The sequence below is a fragment of the Streptomyces sp. NPDC042371 genome (assembly GCF_056437465.1).
This window is the reverse complement of record NZ_JBWKAP010000004.1, coordinates 448,133-464,336: the sequence shown is the minus strand read 5'-3', so window position 1 is coordinate 464,336 and position 16,204 is coordinate 448,133. Positions and strand designations below refer to the sequence as shown.

17 protein-coding genes are annotated in these 16,204 nt (G+C 72.5%); 6 read left to right on the top strand and 11 right to left on the bottom strand.

Features of this window, described 5'->3' with window-relative positions:
• The first annotated feature begins 44 nt into the window (after positions 1-44).
• A complete protein-coding gene (locus AC068B_RS15185; RefSeq protein ID WP_478671868.1) occupies positions 45-392 on the top strand; it encodes an SsgA family sporulation/cell division regulator in 348 nt (115 codons plus the stop codon).
• Between the two features lie 18 nt (positions 393-410).
• Here the strand turns inward: AC068B_RS15185 and AC068B_RS15180 are convergent, their stop codons facing one another.
• The 5 genes from AC068B_RS15180 to AC068B_RS15160 all read right to left on the bottom strand — a co-directional run bounded on the left by AC068B_RS15180 (position 411) and on the right by AC068B_RS15160 (position 4,290).
• Complete coding sequence (locus AC068B_RS15180; protein ID WP_478671867.1) at positions 411-947, bottom strand: GAF domain-containing protein; 537 nt, start codon at positions 945-947, stop codon at positions 411-413.
• Entirely contained in the window at positions 944-1,537 is a 594-nt protein-coding gene (locus AC068B_RS15175) for a GTP-binding protein (RefSeq protein WP_306335782.1), read from the bottom strand. Before AC068B_RS15175 ends, AC068B_RS15180 begins: the two co-directional genes overlap by 4 nt.
• Complete coding sequence (locus AC068B_RS15170; protein WP_478671865.1) at positions 1,515-1,886, bottom strand: DUF742 domain-containing protein; 372 nt, start codon at positions 1,884-1,886, stop codon at positions 1,515-1,517. The genes AC068B_RS15175 and AC068B_RS15170 overlap by 23 nt, the downstream gene beginning before the upstream one ends.
• A gap of 2 nt (positions 1,887-1,888) precedes the next feature.
• A complete protein-coding gene (locus AC068B_RS15165; protein ID WP_356259690.1) occupies positions 1,889-2,323 on the bottom strand; it encodes a roadblock/LC7 domain-containing protein in 435 nt (144 codons plus the stop codon).
• A gap of 83 nt (positions 2,324-2,406) precedes the next feature.
• Entirely contained in the window at positions 2,407-4,290 is a 1,884-nt protein-coding gene (locus AC068B_RS15160) for a sensor histidine kinase (RefSeq protein ID WP_478671864.1), read from the bottom strand.
• Between the two features lie 302 nt (positions 4,291-4,592).
• Here AC068B_RS15160 and AC068B_RS15155 point away from each other — a divergent pair, with 302 nt between their 5' ends.
• Positions 4,593-5,111 (top strand): CGNR zinc finger domain-containing protein, encoded by a 519-nt coding sequence (locus AC068B_RS15155; RefSeq protein ID WP_478671862.1) that lies wholly within the window; start codon positions 4,593-4,595, stop codon positions 5,109-5,111.
• A gap of 19 nt (positions 5,112-5,130) precedes the next feature.
• On the opposite strand, the gene AC068B_RS15150 is transcribed toward AC068B_RS15155, so the two are convergent.
• Together AC068B_RS15150 and AC068B_RS15145 are read right to left on the bottom strand one after the other, a co-directional pair.
• The gene (locus tag AC068B_RS15150; protein ID WP_478671861.1) at positions 5,131-6,339 is read right to left on the bottom strand and encodes an MBL fold metallo-hydrolase; all 1,209 of its coding nucleotides are present in this window, start codon (positions 6,337-6,339) and stop codon (positions 5,131-5,133) included.
• A gap of 107 nt (positions 6,340-6,446) precedes the next feature.
• Entirely contained in the window at positions 6,447-7,229 is a 783-nt protein-coding gene (locus tag AC068B_RS15145; RefSeq protein ID WP_478671859.1) for an SIMPL domain-containing protein, read from the bottom strand.
• A 183-nt stretch (positions 7,230-7,412) separates the two neighbouring features.
• On the opposite strand from AC068B_RS15145, the gene AC068B_RS15140 reads away from it, so the two are divergent.
• Together AC068B_RS15140 and AC068B_RS15135 are read left to right on the top strand one after the other, a co-directional pair.
• A complete protein-coding gene (locus tag AC068B_RS15140; protein WP_478671858.1) occupies positions 7,413-9,308 on the top strand; it encodes a propionyl-CoA synthetase in 1,896 nt (631 codons plus the stop codon).
• Positions 9,305-11,014 carry an ABC transporter permease gene (locus tag AC068B_RS15135; RefSeq protein WP_478671857.1) on the top strand — a complete coding sequence of 570 codons (1,710 nt, stop codon included), beginning with the start codon at positions 9,305-9,307 and terminating at the stop codon, positions 11,012-11,014. Before AC068B_RS15140 ends, AC068B_RS15135 begins: the two co-directional genes overlap by 4 nt.
• Here the strand turns inward: AC068B_RS15135 and AC068B_RS15130 are convergent.
• Entirely contained in the window at positions 10,980-12,380 is a 1,401-nt protein-coding gene (locus tag AC068B_RS15130) for an aminotransferase class V-fold PLP-dependent enzyme (RefSeq protein WP_478671855.1), read from the bottom strand. The genes AC068B_RS15135 and AC068B_RS15130 overlap by 35 nt on opposite strands.
• A 219-nt stretch (positions 12,381-12,599) precedes the next feature.
• Complete coding sequence (locus AC068B_RS15125) at positions 12,600-13,433, bottom strand: SGNH/GDSL hydrolase family protein (RefSeq protein WP_478671854.1); 834 nt, start codon at positions 13,431-13,433, stop codon at positions 12,600-12,602.
• Positions 13,434-13,660: 227 nt separating this feature from the next.
• Here AC068B_RS15125 and AC068B_RS15120 point away from each other — a divergent pair, with 227 nt between their 5' ends.
• Positions 13,661-14,458: an ArsR/SmtB family transcription factor gene (locus AC068B_RS15120; protein WP_478671852.1), complete on the top strand. Its 798-nt coding sequence runs from the start codon at positions 13,661-13,663 to the stop codon at positions 14,456-14,458.
• A gap of 108 nt (positions 14,459-14,566) precedes the next feature.
• On the top strand, positions 14,567-15,373 hold the full coding sequence (locus AC068B_RS15115) for a tyrosine-protein phosphatase (protein ID WP_478671851.1): 807 nt from the start codon (positions 14,567-14,569) through the stop codon (positions 15,371-15,373).
• Positions 15,374-15,390: 17 nt separating this feature from the next.
• On the opposite strand, the gene AC068B_RS15110 is transcribed toward AC068B_RS15115, so the two are convergent.
• Both AC068B_RS15110 and AC068B_RS15105 read right to left on the bottom strand, forming a co-directional pair.
• On the bottom strand, positions 15,391-15,507 hold the full coding sequence (locus AC068B_RS15110; RefSeq protein ID WP_468565036.1) for a DUF6126 family protein: 117 nt from the start codon (positions 15,505-15,507) through the stop codon (positions 15,391-15,393).
• Positions 15,508-15,560: 53 nt separating this feature from the next.
• Positions 15,561-16,196: a helix-turn-helix domain-containing protein gene (locus AC068B_RS15105; RefSeq protein ID WP_478671850.1), complete on the bottom strand. Its 636-nt coding sequence runs from the start codon at positions 16,194-16,196 to the stop codon at positions 15,561-15,563.
• Positions 16,197-16,204: the final 8 nt, after the last annotated feature.

Sequence of the window (16,204 nt, the reverse complement as noted above, 5' to 3'; positions counted from 1 at the left end):
GCCACCACCACTCGCCCCTCCTCGTACACGACGGGAGATCCGCCATGCGCGACACAGCCACGCACGCCATCTTCCTGGGCTACCGCACGGCGCCCGGGCAGCGCCCCGTCGACGTTCTGGTGACCGCCTCCCGCAGTGCCGAGGATCCCTGGTTCGTGCGCCTGTGCTGCATCGACGAGCAGGCCTGCGAGATCGCCACGTGGAGCTTCTCCCTTGGCGCCCTCTTCGACGGCCTGACCGACCCGGTCACCGACGAGGGTGTCACCGTCCAACCGGTCGGCTTCGCCCTGCTGTTCTCCCTGGGCGGCAGCCGCACCCGCCGCTCGGTCGTCCAGCTCGACCGGGCCGAGTTCGCCGCCTACCTCGTCCGTGTCTGCCTCTCCGACACCTGACCGGCCACGGAGATCCGTTCAGATACCGCCCGCCTCCCGCCGGTGGATCTGCTCGACCAGCTCCGCGGCCATCCGCTTGATCGTGTCGAGCCCCGCCGTGCCCCAGCGGCGCGGCTCGACGTCCACGACGCTCACCGTGCCGAGCACCGTCGCCGTGCGGTCGATCAGCGGCGCGCCCAGGTAGGAGCGGATGCCGGTCTCGTCCACCACGGGGTTGCCCGCGAACCGCGGATAGTCGCGGACGTCCTCCAGGACGAGGGCCTTGCGGCGCACCACCACATGCGGGCAGTACCCGTGGTCGCGGGGCAGATAGCGGCAGGCTTCGCCGTCCCGGTTGCCCGGAGCGTGCAGACCCGCGAAGAACTGCTGGGTCTCGTCGAGGAAGTTGACCATGGCGTACGGCGCGCCGGTCAGCTCGGCGAGCCGGTCCGCGAAGGCGTCGAAGGCCGGTTCGGAGTACTGCCCGATCCCGAGCCCGCGCAGCCGTCGCACCCGTGCGGGCGCCTCGTCGTCCACGGGGGTGAGCAGGAGGCGCCCGGTCGGGTCATGCATCACGTGTGGGCTCCGTAGCTGGCCGCCGGGGCGTGGTTGAGGAGGTGTTTGACGAGGATGAGGAGGGTCTGGATGCCGGAGCTGGAGATCCGTGCGTCGCAGCGCACGACGGGCACCTGCGGGTCGAGGTCGATCGCGGAGCGCACTTCGTCGGGCTCGTAGCGGTAGGCGCCGTCGAATTCGTTGATCGCCACGATGAAGCCCATGCCGCGCTGCTCGAAGAAGTCCACGGCGGCGAAGCAGTCCTCCAGGCGCCTGGTGTCGGCGAGCACCACCGCGCCGAGGGCCCCTTCGGAGAGTTCGTCCCACATGAACCAGAAGCGCTCCTGACCCGGCGTGCCGAAGAGGTACAGCACGTGTTCCGGGTCGAGCGTGATTCTCCCGAAGTCCATGGCGACGGTCGTCGTGGTCTTGTTCTCCACGCCCGACAGGTCGTCGGTGGCCTCGCTGACCGTGGTGAGCAGCTCCTCGGTACTCAGCGGCGCGATCTCGCTGACCGCGCCGACGAAGGTCGTCTTGCCTACCCCGAAGCCGCCCGCGACCAGGATTTTCAGTGCGGTGGGGAAGGGGTCAGAGCTGTCGTCGTAATCCATCGAGCACTGCCTCCAACAGGGACCGGTCAGTGGGGTTGTGGTAGAAGTCCGGGGCCTTCTGGGTGAGGGCCCCGCAGTCGAGGAGATCCGAGAGGATCACTTTGGCCACGACCGCGGGCAGCTTCAGCTGGGCCGCGATCTCGGCGACGGAGGCGGGTGCCTCGCACAGACCGAGTGCCGTGGAGTGCTCGGGCCCGAGGTAGCCGAGCGGTGTGGAGCCGGTCGCCATCACCAGGGAGAGCAGGTCGAGCTGGCTGGTCGGTCTCGTCCGTCCGTTGCTGACGGTGTAGGGGCGGACCAGCCGCCCCGCGGCGTCGTCGAGCCAGGGCCCGTCGTGCGGGGCCGCCATCGTCAGCGCCTCATTGACGCGGGTTCGCCGGCGGGTTGCCGGGGGGCGGTGATCAGATACGGGCGCACGCTCTTGACCAGCATCGCCATCTCGTAGCCGAGGACGGCCGCGTCCGCGTCGCGCCCGGCGAGCACGGCCAGACAGGTGCCCGAGCCCGCGGTGGAGACGAACAGGAGGGTGGAGTCCAGCTCCACGACGACCTGGCGGACGTCCCCGCCGTCGCCGAAGCGGATGCCCGCGCTGCGCCCCAGCGAGTAGAGCCCCGAGGCGAGGGCCGCCATGTGGTCGGCGCTGTCCGGGTCGAGGCCGTGCACCGACTTCACGAGTCCGTCGGAGGAGAGCAGCACGGCACTGTGCGTGTGCGGCACGCGCTGCACGAGGCCGCTCATCAGCCAGTCGAGATCGGATACATGGCCGGTCGGCGCATCGCTCGCCATGGTGGATCGACTCCTTGAGGTACAAACGTACGTAGGTCTGCGCAAGCAGCGGTGGTGGGCGCTGATCGGGCCCGATGTGCTGGTCAGCCGCCGTGTCCTTGCCCGTCGTGCGGGGCACCGGCCTGGTGCTCCCGCGGCGTGGGGTCGCGCGCGTCCTGCGCCTGGGCGAGGCCGATGCCGCGCTGGAACGCGGCCATCAGGCCCGGGTCGTGGCCGACGAGCTGGTCGCTCTCGGGCCGCGGCGAAGGGGAGTCCCGAAGCTGGGGTGCGATGTGTTCCTGGGCGCGCCGCTTGGGGAGCTGCGGTCTGCCGACCCGGCCGCGCACGGCGCCGTTGCGGGGCGTCGGCGGTGCCGCGGTGTGCTCGGCGGCCGCCTGCCGGTCCTCGGGCCTGATGCCGGGGGTGGCATCGGCGGGCGTCGGCCGGTCCTGGCGGGAGCCGCGCACGGGGAGGGGCACGTGCGCGGCGCCGTTCGCGGTGCGCGGGTGGAGCGGCACGGGGGTCGGCTGCGGGGCGGGGCGGTGCGGGGTGGTGCGGGGCTCCGGGTGGGCTTGGGACTGGGTGGGGTGGGGCTGCGGCTGGGACTGGGGCGACTGAGGGGTGGGGTCCGGCCAGGCGGGGACGTCGTCGTGCACGGGAGCACGCGTGTCGTGTACGACGGCACGCGCGCCGTCCCCCGCGGCCTGCCCCGCGTCCCCTGCGGCGCCCTTCGCCGCCGCCTCGGCCGCCGGGCGGCGGCGGGTGACCGGGTCGGCCTGCTGCTCCGCGCCCAACAGGTCCTGCGGCAGGATCAGTACGGCCTGGACGCCGCCGTAGATGTTGGTCTGCAGCCGCACCGCGACACCATGCCTGCGGGCGAGCGCGGAGACCACGAAGAGGCCGATGCGGCCGTCCTGCAGCAGGCTCGCGACGTCGACCTGGTCGGGGTCCGTGAGGAGGCGGTTCATCTTGTTCTGCTCGGTGACGGGCATGCCGAGGCCGCGGTCCTCGACCTCGACGGCGATCCCGGCGGTCACGAGGTTGGCGCGCAGCAGGACCTGGGTGTGGGGGGCGGAGAACACCGTGGCGTTCTCGACGAGTTCGGCGAGCAGGTGGATGACGTCGGCGACGGCGTGGCCGCGCAGGGTGCCCTCGATCGGCGGCACCAGCTTGACGCGGGAGTACTGCTCGACCTCCGCGATGGCCGAGCGCATCACTTCGGTCATGGAGACCGGGTTGCTCCACTGGCGGCGCGAGACGGCGCCGCCGAGCACGGCGAGGTTCTCTGCGTGCCGCCGGATGCGGGTCGCGAGGTGGTCGACGTGGAAGAGGCCCTTGAGGAGTTCGGGGTCCTCGACCTCGTTCTCCAACTCGTCGAGCAGGGAGATCTCGCGGTGCACGAGCGACTGCAGCCGCCGGGCGAGATTGACGAAGACCTCGACCTTCTGTTCGCTGCCCGCGTGGCTGGAGAGCTGTGAGGCCTGCACGACGGCGCCGACGGCGGCGTCCTGGGCGCGGTTCAGCTCCTCGGCGAGCTGGTCGAACTCGTCGCCACCTGACCTGAGACGGGCCGGTGCCCCGGAGGGCTGCGGCTGGTCGCCGCGGCGCAACTGTTCGACGACTTCACGCAGTTCGGCCTGGCCACGGGCGGTGGCGCGGCGCAGCGTGACGACCCGGTCGCGCACGGACTTGGCGGCGCGCTCGGCGGCGATGACGGCCGTCGCGATGGCGGCCAGGCCGACCAGGGCGGCCGCGGTGAGGACGGCGAGCAGGGCCGGGCCCGGCCGGGCGCCGGTCGAGCGCAGGGTGAAGAGCACGGCCGCGCAGGCGCTCAGGCCCACGGCGACGGTCGGCAGCACGGCGATGCGCAGGAGCTGCGGCCGTATGTGGGTCTCGGGCAGTGCGGCGGCGGTCCGGCTGCCCGGTCTGCCGTGCCGACCGCCCTCACGGCGGTCTGCGCGGGCGGCCGGTGCGCGTAGGTGAGACATCTGCGTCCTCGGTACGTTGCGACGAGGGTCCGGCGCTCGGCCCGACTCCCCTTTGCGGCGTGGTTGCGGCATCGCCGTGCCGGTCGGCAGGTCGCGACGTCAGCCCTGCGTCGTGATCCCTGCGTCGCCCGACGGCCACTCACGGTAGTCGGCAACGCATCACGTGCGGTGGGCAGTTGACAAAGTCTGCGGTGCAGCGTCCCGCTCTGGTATGACGCCTCGCACGTGGGTCCGATTCGCATCGCACGCAGGGACGATTCAAGTCCCGCCGCCGCGCCCCGCGTTCCTGCTGTAATAGCACTATGCATCTCAACCCTTACGGCCAGGACGCGGTGAAGCTGGCCGCCGAGCTGGCCAACCGCCGTCCGCGCAGCGCCGAGGAGCTTGCGGACCGCTGCCGCGCCGCCGGGCTGACGCTGGAGCACCCCGTCGCGCACGACGACCTGGCGCGCACCCAGGACACCCTGGACGCCTGGGAGAAGGTCGTCGACACCACCGCGGAGCCCGAGCGGGCCGCGCTGGTCAACGCCATGCTGGCGGCGGCCGCCGCCTATCCGCGGCTGACCGACCACGCGGACAGCGGCTGGCACCTGCACTACCGCGAGGAGCGCCAGCCGCTCGGCGACCTGCTGTTCTCACTGATCGCGGTGGGCACCGCGCTGCATCTGGCGGGGCGGGGCATGCACCGGCTGCGGCGGTGCGCCGTGACCGAGTGCGTCACGATCTTCGCCGACACCTCGCGCACGGGGCGGCAGCGCTACTGCTCCCAGCGCTGCGCCAACCGCGACGCGGTACGCAGACACCGCGCACGAGCCGCGTGAGCCACGTAGACCAGGCGTGCTATCCGACAGGCGCCGCCTCGGGCTCGCCGCTGCCCGACGGGTGCGCCCCGGTCCCGGCCGCGCCGTCCGCCACCGCAGGCTCCGGCCAGCCGTCCTCCGGCGTGATCGCGACGCCGCGCCACCAGGGCGCTTCCGGCACGGAGCCCGCCCCGGGCTCGAAGGGCTCGCCGGGGGTGGGCAGCGCGATGGCGGCACCCGCCCGGCGTGCCGCGGCCATGGTGCCCTCGCCCGGCTCCGACCAGGCGTGCGGGGCGAGGTTGAACGTCCCCCAGTGGATCGGCAGCAGCACGCCCCGCGGCTGGCCGCCCTGGAGGTCCAGGTGGGCCCGCACGCCCTCCTCGGGCGTCATGTGGATGTCGGGCCAGAAGTCGCTGTACGCGCCGATCTGGATCATCGTGGCGTCGAAGGGCCCGTGCTCGGCGCCGATCTCCTGGAAGCCGTCGAAGTAGCCCGTGTCGCCGCTGTGGTAGACGCGGTGCTCCGGCCCCGCCACCACCCAGGACGCCCACAGCGTGTGCTGCTGGTTGCGCAGGCCGCGGCCGCAGAAGTGGCGGGCGGGGGTGGCCGTGAGGGTCAGCCCCGCCACCTTCGCCGACTCGTGCCAGTCCAGCTCGCGGAGCCGGTCCGCCGGTACGCCCCACCGCTCCAGGTGGGCGCCGACGCCGAGCGGCACCGCGAACACCGTGTCCGTGCCGACGAGGGCCTTGATCGTGGGCATGTCCAGGTGGTCGTAGTGGTCGTGCGAGATCACCACGACGTCGACCGAGCCGAGCGCCGCCAGCGGCACCGGCACCGGGTGCAGCCGCTTGGGCCCCGCGAAGGAGAACGGCGAACACCGCTCACCCCACACCGGGTCGAAGAGGACCCGCTGCCCGTCGATCTCGGCCAGCACACTGGAGTGCCCCATCCAGGTGACCCGCAAGCCGCCGACCGGCGGCTTGGCGAGGTCGGCAAGGGTGGTGGCGTGCACCGGGACCGTTCCGGCGGGGCCGCGGCGTACGCGCTCCTCCTTGCGGAAGTAGATCTTGGCGAACTCCAGGGACGAACCGGTCGGCCGGGTCCGTGCCCCCACGGGGTTCTGGAAGGATCCCTCGGCCACCGAGAAATTCGGTGACCTGCGGATTCGGGCCAGCCGGGCACCCGCGGGATCCGCTCCGAAAGCAGCGGACCGCAGCGAGCGCAGCCCGGGGAACAGGGACCGGGACACGGGACCTCCTGAGGGGGGCGGATAGGCCTCCCCATTATGTCCACCGGCTCCGGCTGAGTCCTGCGGGGCACCGGTACACGGCGCCCCGCCGTCTCCAGGGCACCCGATCACCGAAGCTCGTACACCGCCGTCACCGAGACCTCGTCCTGGATCCGCCCCGGCGCCACCGGCACCCCCTCCTTCGAGAAGGAGGCCACCGGGACCGGCACCGGCCGGGGCCGCCCGCCGTCGCTCTCCTCCAGCGAGACCAGACGGCCCAGCCTGCGGCCGCTCAGCTCGGCGTACTGCGCGGCCTTGGCCCTGACGTCCTGGTACGCCGACTTGCGGGCCTTGGCGCGCAACGCCTGCGGATCCTTGACGTCGAAGGCCACCGAGTGGATGCGGCTCGCGTCGCCCGGCGCGTCCACGACCGCCTGGACCACGGCGCCGGTCTTCTTGATGTCGCGGATGGTGAGGGAGAACATCTGCGTGGCCCGGTAGCCGACCAGCTGCTCGTCCTCCCCCCTGGCCCGGTACTGGTTCGACTCGGCGTCCTGGTCCCGGTACACCGAGGTCAGCGACAGGTTCTCCGTCCTGATGTCGCGCTCGGCGACCCCCGCGGCACGCACCGCGGCCAGCAGCGCCTCGGCCGCGGCGCTCTGCTCGGTGAGCGCCTTGTCCGCGGTCGGCCGGGTGACCTCGATCCCCGCGGTGAGCACCGCGATGTCGGGCGCGGCCGAGGCGGCGCCCACCCCGGTGACGGTCACCGTCGCCGGGGCGGGGGCGGCAACGGCGGCCGGGGCCGCGGCGGGGGCGGCCTGGGCGGCGACGGCGGGGGCGCCCGGCAGCCCGAGAGCGGCGAGCCCCAGGACGAGGGCACTGACGGAACGTACGGAACGTACTGAGCGCATGACGAGGGTTCCTTCCGGCTGACCGTCCCTGCGGGGGGCGGTTCGCCGTCATCCCAGCACCGGCACGCCCGCGCGCCCCCGCGCCACTCCCGCTCTGTCACCTCACCGGCCGACTCCCCTTACGATGGCGGGCGTTCGCCCCACTATGCCGTCCAGCGCACCTCGGAAGAGCGGAGTGACCGGTTGCCAAGGTCGACGAGTTACGCGAGTGCCCACCGCGAGAGCCTCCTGCACCCGACGGCCTTCTGGGGCCGCGCCGCCGAGGCCATCGACTGGTACGTTCCGCCGGCCACGGTCCTGGATCCCGACGCGCCGTCCGCACCCCGGTGGTTCGCGGGCGGCGAGCTGAACACCTGCCACAACGCCCTGGACCGGCACGTCCTGGCCGGACACGGCGACCGCACGGCGCTGATCCACGACAGCCCCGTCACCGGCACCGTCCGCAGCCACACCTACCGCGAACTGCTCGACGAGGTCGCCCGGACCGCCGGGATGCTCACCGAACTGGGCGTCGGCAAGGGTGACACCGTCGTCCTCTATCTGCCGATGGTGCCGGAGGCGGCGGTCGCGATGCTGGCGTGCGCGCGCATCGGCGCCGTGCACTCCGTGGTGTTCGGGGGCTTCGCGCCGCCCGAGCTGGCGGCCCGCATCGACCACGCGCGCCCCAAGGTGGTGCTCTCGGCGTCCTGCGGCATCGAGGTGGACCGCGTCATCGCGTACAAGCCGCTCCTGGACGCCGCCCTGGACCTGTGCACGCACCGCCCGGACGCCTGCGTGATCCTCCAGCGGCCGCAGGAGCGGGCGGAGTTGCGCGCGGGGCGTGACATCGACTGGGCGGACGCGGTGCGCTCGGCACCCACAGCCGACTGTGTGCCGGTGGCCGCCACGGACCCGCTCTACATCCTCTACACCTCCGGCACGACGGGCTCCCCCAAGGGCGTCGTCCGCGACAACGGCGGCCACGCGGTGGCGCTGCGCTGGAGCATGGAACACATCTACGACGCCAGGCCCGGCGAGGTCTTCTGGACGGCGTCCGACGTGGGCTGGGTCGTCGGCCACTCGTACATCGTCTACGCGCCGCTGCTCGCCGGGTGCACCACGCTCCTGTACGAGGGCAAGCCGGTCGGCACGCCGGACGCGGGGGCGTTCTGGCGCGTCGTCGCGGAGCACAAGGTGCGCACCCTGTTCACCGCGCCGACGGCGATCCGTGCCATCAAGCGGGAGGACCCCAAGGGCACGCACGTCGCCGGGCACGACGTGTCGTCCCTGCGCGCCCTCTTCCTGGCGGGCGAGCGCCTGGACCCCGACACCTACCACTGGGCGCGCGAGCTCCTGGACATCCCCGTCGTGGATCACTGGTGGCAGACCGAGACAGGCTGGCCGATCGTCGCCAACCCCCTCGGCATCGAGGCGCTGCCCGCCAAGCCGGGCTCTCCCGGCAGGCCGATGCCCGGCTGGGACCTACGCGTCCTGGACGAGGCGGGCGAGCCGTGCCCGCCCGGCACGGACGGCACCCTGGCCCTGCGCCTGCCGCTCCCGCCGGGCAGCCTCACCACGCTCTACCGCGACGACGAGCGGTTCGCCGCCACCTATCTGAGCCGCTATCCCGGCCACTATCTGACGGGCGACGGCGGCCATCTCGACGAGGACGGCCACGTCTTCGTGATGGGGCGCCTCGACGACGTCATCAACGTCGCGGGGCACCGGCTGTCCACCGGCGCCATGGAGGAGGTGCTCGCCGACCACCCGGACGTGGCGGAGTGCGCGGTGGTGGGCGTCGCGGACGAGCTCAAGGGCGAGCTGCCGCTCGGCCTCGTCGTGCTGCGCCAGGGCGTGGACCGGCCCGCCGCCGAGGTCGAGGCCGAGCTGCGCACCCTGGTGCGGTCCCGCATCGGCGCCGTCGCCACACCGCGCCGCGTGGTGACCGTGCCGCGGCTGCCCAAGACCCGCTCCGGCAAGATCCTGCGGGGCACGGTCCGGGCCATCGCCGACGGCCGGGACTACACCGTTCCGGCGACGATCGAGGACCTCGGCGTCCTGGCCGAGATCACCGAGTCGCTGCGGGCGGGCGACCGGTGACCACCGTGCAGCACCCCGGGGTGGAGCTCTCGGCGCGAGGGATCGAACTCGTGCTGCCGGGTGGCGGTGTGGCGCTGTCCGGTATCGACGTGCCGACGGTGGGCCCCGGGCAGGTGCTCGGCGTCGCGGGTGGCAGCGGCGCGGGAAAGACGCTGCTCCTGGAGGTGCTCGCGGGGCTGCGGGTGCCGCGGGGCGGGCGGGTCTCGGTCCGGGCGGCGGCGGTGACCGGCGACACCGGCGACACAGCCAGGGAACGTGCGGGCGAGGGAGAGCCGCTGCGGTACGGGTTCGTGCCGCAGGACGACATCGTGCACCGCGCGCTGCCGCTGCGGACGGCGCTGGAGTACGCGGCCCGGCTGCGCGGCACCGATGCCGGCGATGTGCCGCTCGTCCTGGACGAGTTGGGACTCGGCGAGGCCGCCGGTCAGCCGGTGCGGACCCTCAGCGGAGGTCAGCGCAAACGCGCCAGCATCGCGATCGAGCTGCTCTCCCGGCCCCAGCTCCTCTTCCTGGACGAGCCGACCTCCGGACTCGACCCGCTCGCGGGGGCGCAGCTGACCAGGTACCTGGTCCGGCTTGCGGCGAGCGGCGTCACCGTCGTGTTCACCACGCACACGCCCGCCGATCTGCACCACTGCGACCAGGTGATGTTCATCGCGCCGAACGGCAGGCCGGGCCCTTCGGGCACCCCGGCCGAGCTGGCGCGGCTGTCGCCCGACGGCACCTTCGAGGCGCTCTACTCCATGGAGCTGCCAGGGGAGATGCCGTCGGCCAGTGAGGCGCCTCCCCGGGAAGAGCCGCCGGAACCCGCCGCCGCCCGCGCCCGCTTCTCCCCCGCGACCGGACGGCTGCGCCAGTGGGCCGTCCTCACCGGCCGCGATCTGCGGCTCCTGCGGCACGACCGGCTGACCGCCGCCATCACCATCGGGTCACCGCTCATCATCATCGCGATGTTCGCGCTGCTGTTCCGCCCGGGCGTCTTCGACCCCGACCACCCGGCACCGGCCGCCTCCGCGATGGTGCTGTTCTGGATCGCGTTCGGCGCGTTCTTCTTCGGGCTCGCCTATGGACTCCCGCAGATCTGCGGCGAGTTGGCCGTGGTGCGCCGGGAGCGCAGAACCGTCCTGCGCCTGTGGCCCTATCTGCTGGCCAAGCTCACCGTCCTCGGGCCCGTCCTGCTCCTCGCGGACGCGCTGCTGCTCGTGGTGCTGCGCGCGCTCGACCGGCTGCCGAGCGCCGACCTGTCCGTCCACGCCTCGCTGTTCGCGACGACGGCGCTGGCGTCGTTCGCCGCGCTCGCGCTCGGCCTGTGCTGCTCCGCCCTGGTCTCCGAACCGAGCCAGGCCGCGCTGGTGCTCCCGCTGCTGTGCTTCCCCCAGGTGCTGTTCTCGGGGGCGTTCGTGCCGGTGCCGAACATGGCGGCGGGTGGGCGCTGGATCAGTGTCGCGATGACCAACCGGTGGGCGTTCGAGGCGCTCGGCTCCGGGGCCGGTCTGGAGGAGCTGTGGCGGGGTGGCGGCGCGGAAGGGCGGACGCTGCTCGACTCGTACGGGGACAGTTTCGCGAGCCCGGCGTGGGTGGGCTGGGTGATCCTCGCCGGGTGCGCCGTCGCGCTGCTCTGCGCGGCCTGGCTGGTACTGCGGCGGCGCTGTCCGACGTCGGCGCACTGGCTCAGCACGTCAGACGGGGGGCCAGTGCGCCCCTGACCGGGGTGGCGGCGGCGAAGGTCTCGTACAGGAACTCTAGGAACCGGTCGATGTCCGCGGTGACGTTGGCGATGCCGGGCGAGACGCGCACCGCGCCGCCGGAGGGCAGGCCGAGCCGCCGGATGTATCCGTCGATGGTCGCGGCGCGCCACCGTCCCGTGCCGGTGCGCCGCAGCAGGCGCGGCGTGATGGTGAAGGCCTCCTCGCCCGCGCCCGGATTGCAGAAGCAGCCCGTGCGGACCGAGATACCGGCCGCGGCGCACTCGCGGGCCACGATCCGCTCGTCGACGACCCCGCCCTCGGTGTCCAGGACGTTGAGCGCGACCGTCCCGCCGCGTCCTTCGGTGCCGCGCGGGCCGTAGAGCTGCACGAGGGGTCGGCCGCCCGGGTGCCGGAGCGCGGAGAGACCCTGCAGCAGGCGTCCGGTCAGGCGGTTCACGTGTGCGGCCACGGCATCGGCGCCCACCCCGTCGTACCAGTCGAGTCCGGTGGCTATCTGCGGGACGGCGTGGAAGTCGGGGGTGCCGTCCTCGAAGGCCGCGGGCGCCTGGGCCATGCGGTGCCAGCGTGCCTGGGCGCTGACCACCTGGATCGTGCCGCCCGCGAACCAGGGGCGCCGCAGTCCGGCGAGCGCCTCGCGCCGGGCCACCAGGCTGCCCACGCCGGACGGATAGCCGAAGACCTTGTACCAGCTCGCGACGGTGAAGTCGGCGGGCACCCGGCGTAACGACAGCTTCCCGGTCGGCAGGTAGGCCGCCGCGTCGAGGAGCGTGTGCCAGCCCGCCGCCCGCGCCCGCGCCACCCACTCCAGCGGATGCCGTACGCCGCTGAAGTTGCTCTGCGCCGGATAGCAGAACAGCCCGCGGTGCCGTCCGGTGAGCGCCCTGCGCAGCGCCGCTCCGGAGACCCGCAGCTCGTCCCCCGCGAACGGCACGAGGCCCACTTTCGCGCGGGCGGCCCGCGCGAACTCCCGTACGCCGTTGACGGAGTTGTGGTTGTCCTGGGTGAGCAGCAGGGCTCCCGTGCGCCGGTGGAAGGGGTAGGCCTCGGCGACCAGCTTGACGGCCTGCGAGGCGTTCGCCGTGAACACCACCGTGTACTCGGCCGGATCCGCGTCAAGGAACCGCAGGACCCGGAGCCTGGCCTCCTCGATCAGCTCGGTCGACGCGATGGACGCGGGGCTCTCGGTGTGCGGATTGCCGAACGCCCGGCCGCTGAGCCGCGCGGCCTGCGCCTGCACGAGGCCGCGGGGTACCGGCGCGGCGCCGGTGTGGTCCAGATAGATCTGCCGCGTCTCGTCGAGGTAGCCGAAGTCCTCCGCGCGCAACCGCGCGAAGACGGCCTCACTCGTTCCGTTCTCCCTCACGCCACCCCCGTCCCGCACGCGCGACGCCATCGCGCGCGTACGTCTGTCCCCTGCACCTGTCCGCAGCGTCTGCCATCCGTCCCCGCCTGTCCAGACCACCCAGGACGGGCCATGGTTGTCGGGACGACTACGCGAGCGACCCGGTCCGCACACGCCGAAGGCGCCCCGGGAAGGGCGCCTTCGCTGTGCACAGAGCCGCCCGTCGGGCGGTTCGTCCACTCAGGGAGCGGCCTCGATCTGCAGCTTGAGGGCGTCGATGTTGCGGAAGCCCTTCGCCTCGACGTGGTCCCCCGAGCTCTCGCCCCGGATGCGGCGTCCGATCCAGGGCACCAGGTACTCGCGCGCCCAGTGGATGTCGTCGCGCCGCACCTCCAGCGTGCCGCGCGGCGGCAGCGGCGGCCACGCCTGGTCGGGGTCCGCGGGCACGTCGAGCCCGAGGACCTGCCCGGCGCGCAGCGCCACGCGCGTGTGGCCCTCGGCGGAGAGGTGCAGCCGGTCGCCGTCCCACGCCCTGCGGTCCTGGACGGTCTTGAGGGACCACAGGTCGAGGACGGGGCAGCCGTACCGGTCCGCGATGGCACGGACGTGCATGTTGTACGTGGCGATCTTGCCGCGCAGGTGCTTGAGCAGCGCCACGCCACGGGTGTCGAAGCCGGTGGTCACCATGACGGTGCCGACCGCCGACGAGAGGTCGGCGACGGCGCGCTCGAACCGCTCGGCGACCTCGTCGGGGTCGGTGCCGGGCCGGATGATGTCGTTGCCCCCGGCGCAGAACGTCACCAGGTCGGGGGCGAGCTCCTTGGCGCGCGGGAGCTGGTCCTCGACGATCTGGTCGAGGAGCTTGCCGCGGACGGCGAGGTTGGCGTACCGGAAGGTGTGCTCGGGCAGCCGGTCGTCCAGGAGGACCGCGAGGCGGTCGGCCCAGCCGACGAAGGTGCCGTCGGGGCCCGGGTCGCCCACGCCTTCGGTGAAGCTGTCGCCGACCGCTGCGTAGGAGCTGATTACGCCGTTGTTGATGGGGTGATTGATGAAGGTTGTCGACTCTGCGCTCACGAAGTCACATCCTTCACCTCCCTAAGTGACCTACGCCACCGTAGGGAGGGGTTGACGGTGCGTGAGATAAGCCACCGGTCAAGATTCACCCAATTTCGGAATAAGTATCAGCACTCCACGACGCCCAGGTCGGCCGCGTCGGCCTCCCTTTCCGGTTGACATGCAGCCATTCGGCTGCCAATCATGGAGATGCAGCCGTTCAGCTGCATTACTGGGGGTGGCGAATAATGGACGCGGCGTTCAAGGCGCTGGCCGATCCGAGCCGGCGGCAGCTGCTCGACCGGCTGCGGGACCACAACGGACAGACCCTGCGGGAGCTGTGCGCGGGCCTCGACATGGCCAGGCAGTCGGTGAGCAAGCACCTGGCCGTGCTGGAGGCCGCCGAGCTGGTGACCACGGTGCGGCAGGGGCGGGAGAAGCTGCACTACCTCAACGCCGCTCCGATCAACGCCATCGCCGAACGATGGATCAGCCGGTTCGACCGCGACCGGGCCAACGCCCTCGCGGACCTCAAGACAGCATTGGAGCAGCCGACCATGAGCACCGAAAGCGGCACCGACAGCAGCACCTTCTTGTACACCACGTACATCCGCACCACCCCGGAGCGGCTCTGGCAGGCCCTGACCGATCCGGCCTTCACCCGCAGGTACTGGGGCGTGAGCTTCGGCACCGACTGGACCCCCGGCTCCCCCATGACCTGGACCGAGACGGGAGCCACGACCGAGGACCCCGAGCAGGTCGTCCTCGTCCACGAACCGCACCGCAAGCTGGCGTACACCTGGCACACCTTCAGCCCGCAGTGGGCCGAGGCCAACGGCATCAGCGAGGAACTGCGCGCACGGCTCGCGAGCGAGCGCCGTTCCCAGGTCACCTTCGACCTCGAAGCCGAGGGCGACCAGGTGAAACTGACGGTCACCCACGAGTTCGACCGGACCGGCACGCTGCAGTCGATGTGCAGCCAGGGCTGGCCCGCCATCCTCTCCAGCCTCAAGACCCTCCTGGAGACCGGCGAGCCCCTCGCCTGAGCCGCTCAGGGGCTCCGCGGAGGGTTGATTGCCCCAGGAAGCCATGTCGTATCGTCGAAGGCGCACCCACCGGCGAGTCGCGCCGGACGCAGAGCCCGAGGAGAGCCCGTGACGCAGCAGTTCCCGCCGGCAGAACTGTCGGAGCCCGAGCTTGCCGGAGTGCGCAATTTCCGTGACGTGGGCGGGCTGCCGACGGTGGACGGCCGCCGCGTCGCCCGGGGCAGGCTCTTCCGCAGCGGTCACCTGGCGCATGCCACCGCCGCCGACGCCGCGTTCCTCTCCTCGCTGGGTCTGCACACGGTCTTCGACTTCCGCAACGAAGCCGACCAGCGCCTGGAAGGGCCGGACGTCGAGCTGCCGGGCGTGCGCAACGTGAACCTGCCGCTGACCGACCCGGCCGACGGCGCCGAGTTCTGGAAGATGGTGCGCGACGGCGACCTCGACCAGCTGCGCTCGATCCTCTCCGGCGGCCGCGGCGCCGACCGGATGGGGATCGCGTACCGGACGATCATCAAGGAGCGCACCGCCGAGCACAGCAAGGTGCTGCACGCGCTCGCCGAGGACAGCGTGCCCGCCCTGATGCACTGCGCTGCGGGCAAGGACCGCGCGGGCCTCTCCATAGCCGTCACGCTCCTCGCCGTCGGCGTGGAGCGTGATGCCATCGAGGCGGACTACCTCGAGTCGAACGTGAAGCACCGCCGCTACAAGGTGCACCGCTCGGACAGCTCGCCGAACGCGATGTCGCCCGAGGTCATGGAGCTCCTCGACCCGCTCTTCGACGCCCGCGCCGAGTATCTGGCGGCGGCGTACGAGACGATCGAGGAGACGTGGGGCGACGTGGACACCTATCTTTCCGTGGGCCTCAAGGTGAGCGCCGAGACCCGCGAGCGCCTGCGCGAGCGCCTCCTCGACTGAGCCCGACCGAGCGGCGGCTACTGGTTGTTCGCGCCCAGCTCGAACAGCAGGTAGAGGAAGGCCGCGAAGAGGTGGCCCACCGCCACATAGATGATCAGGCGGACCCAGAGCCCACGGGGCAGCTTCTCCTCCATGGTGTTGCGGGCGGGCCGCTCCGGCTGCACAGGTCCCTGCTCTTCCGGTTCCGTCATGTCGGGTCTCCCTGGGTGGGGCCACCGAGGCACAGCGCGGTGGCGGGGCTCTGCAGCAGTGTGTGGACGAAGAGGAGATCGGTGCCGCCGCGGTCGGCGGCGGCGATCCGGTGCGGGGTCAGCGAGTCGAAGTGCGCGCTGTCCCCCGGCGCGAGGGTGTGCGCGGTGTCCCCCAGGTGCAGCCGCAGCCGCCCCCGCAGGACGTACAGCCACTCCTCGCCGGGGTGGACACGCACGATGTCGCCCTGCGCCCCGTGCGGCACGTGCACGCGCAGCGCCTGCATGCCGCGGCCCGGGGCGCCCGCCTGCCAGTAGGTCCAGCCACCGGCTGCGGTCGGTTCCATGTCCGAGGCACGGACGACGGCGTCCCGGTCGGCGACCGTCTCGCCGAGCAGCTCCGAGACCGTCGTACCGTAGACACGCGCGAGCGTGAGCAGCATCGGCAGTGAAGGCTGGCGCTGCCCGGTCTCCAGGCGGGACAGATGGGCGGGCGAGAGCCCGGCGGTGCGGGCCGCGGCCTCCAGCGTGAGGGAGGCGCGGCGGCGCAGTTCACGCAGCTGGGGCGCCACGGCGGGGAGCGCTTCGGCCGCCTGGGGCGGCTCTACTGGCTCCGTGGGCTCGGCAGGGCTCATACCCTGAT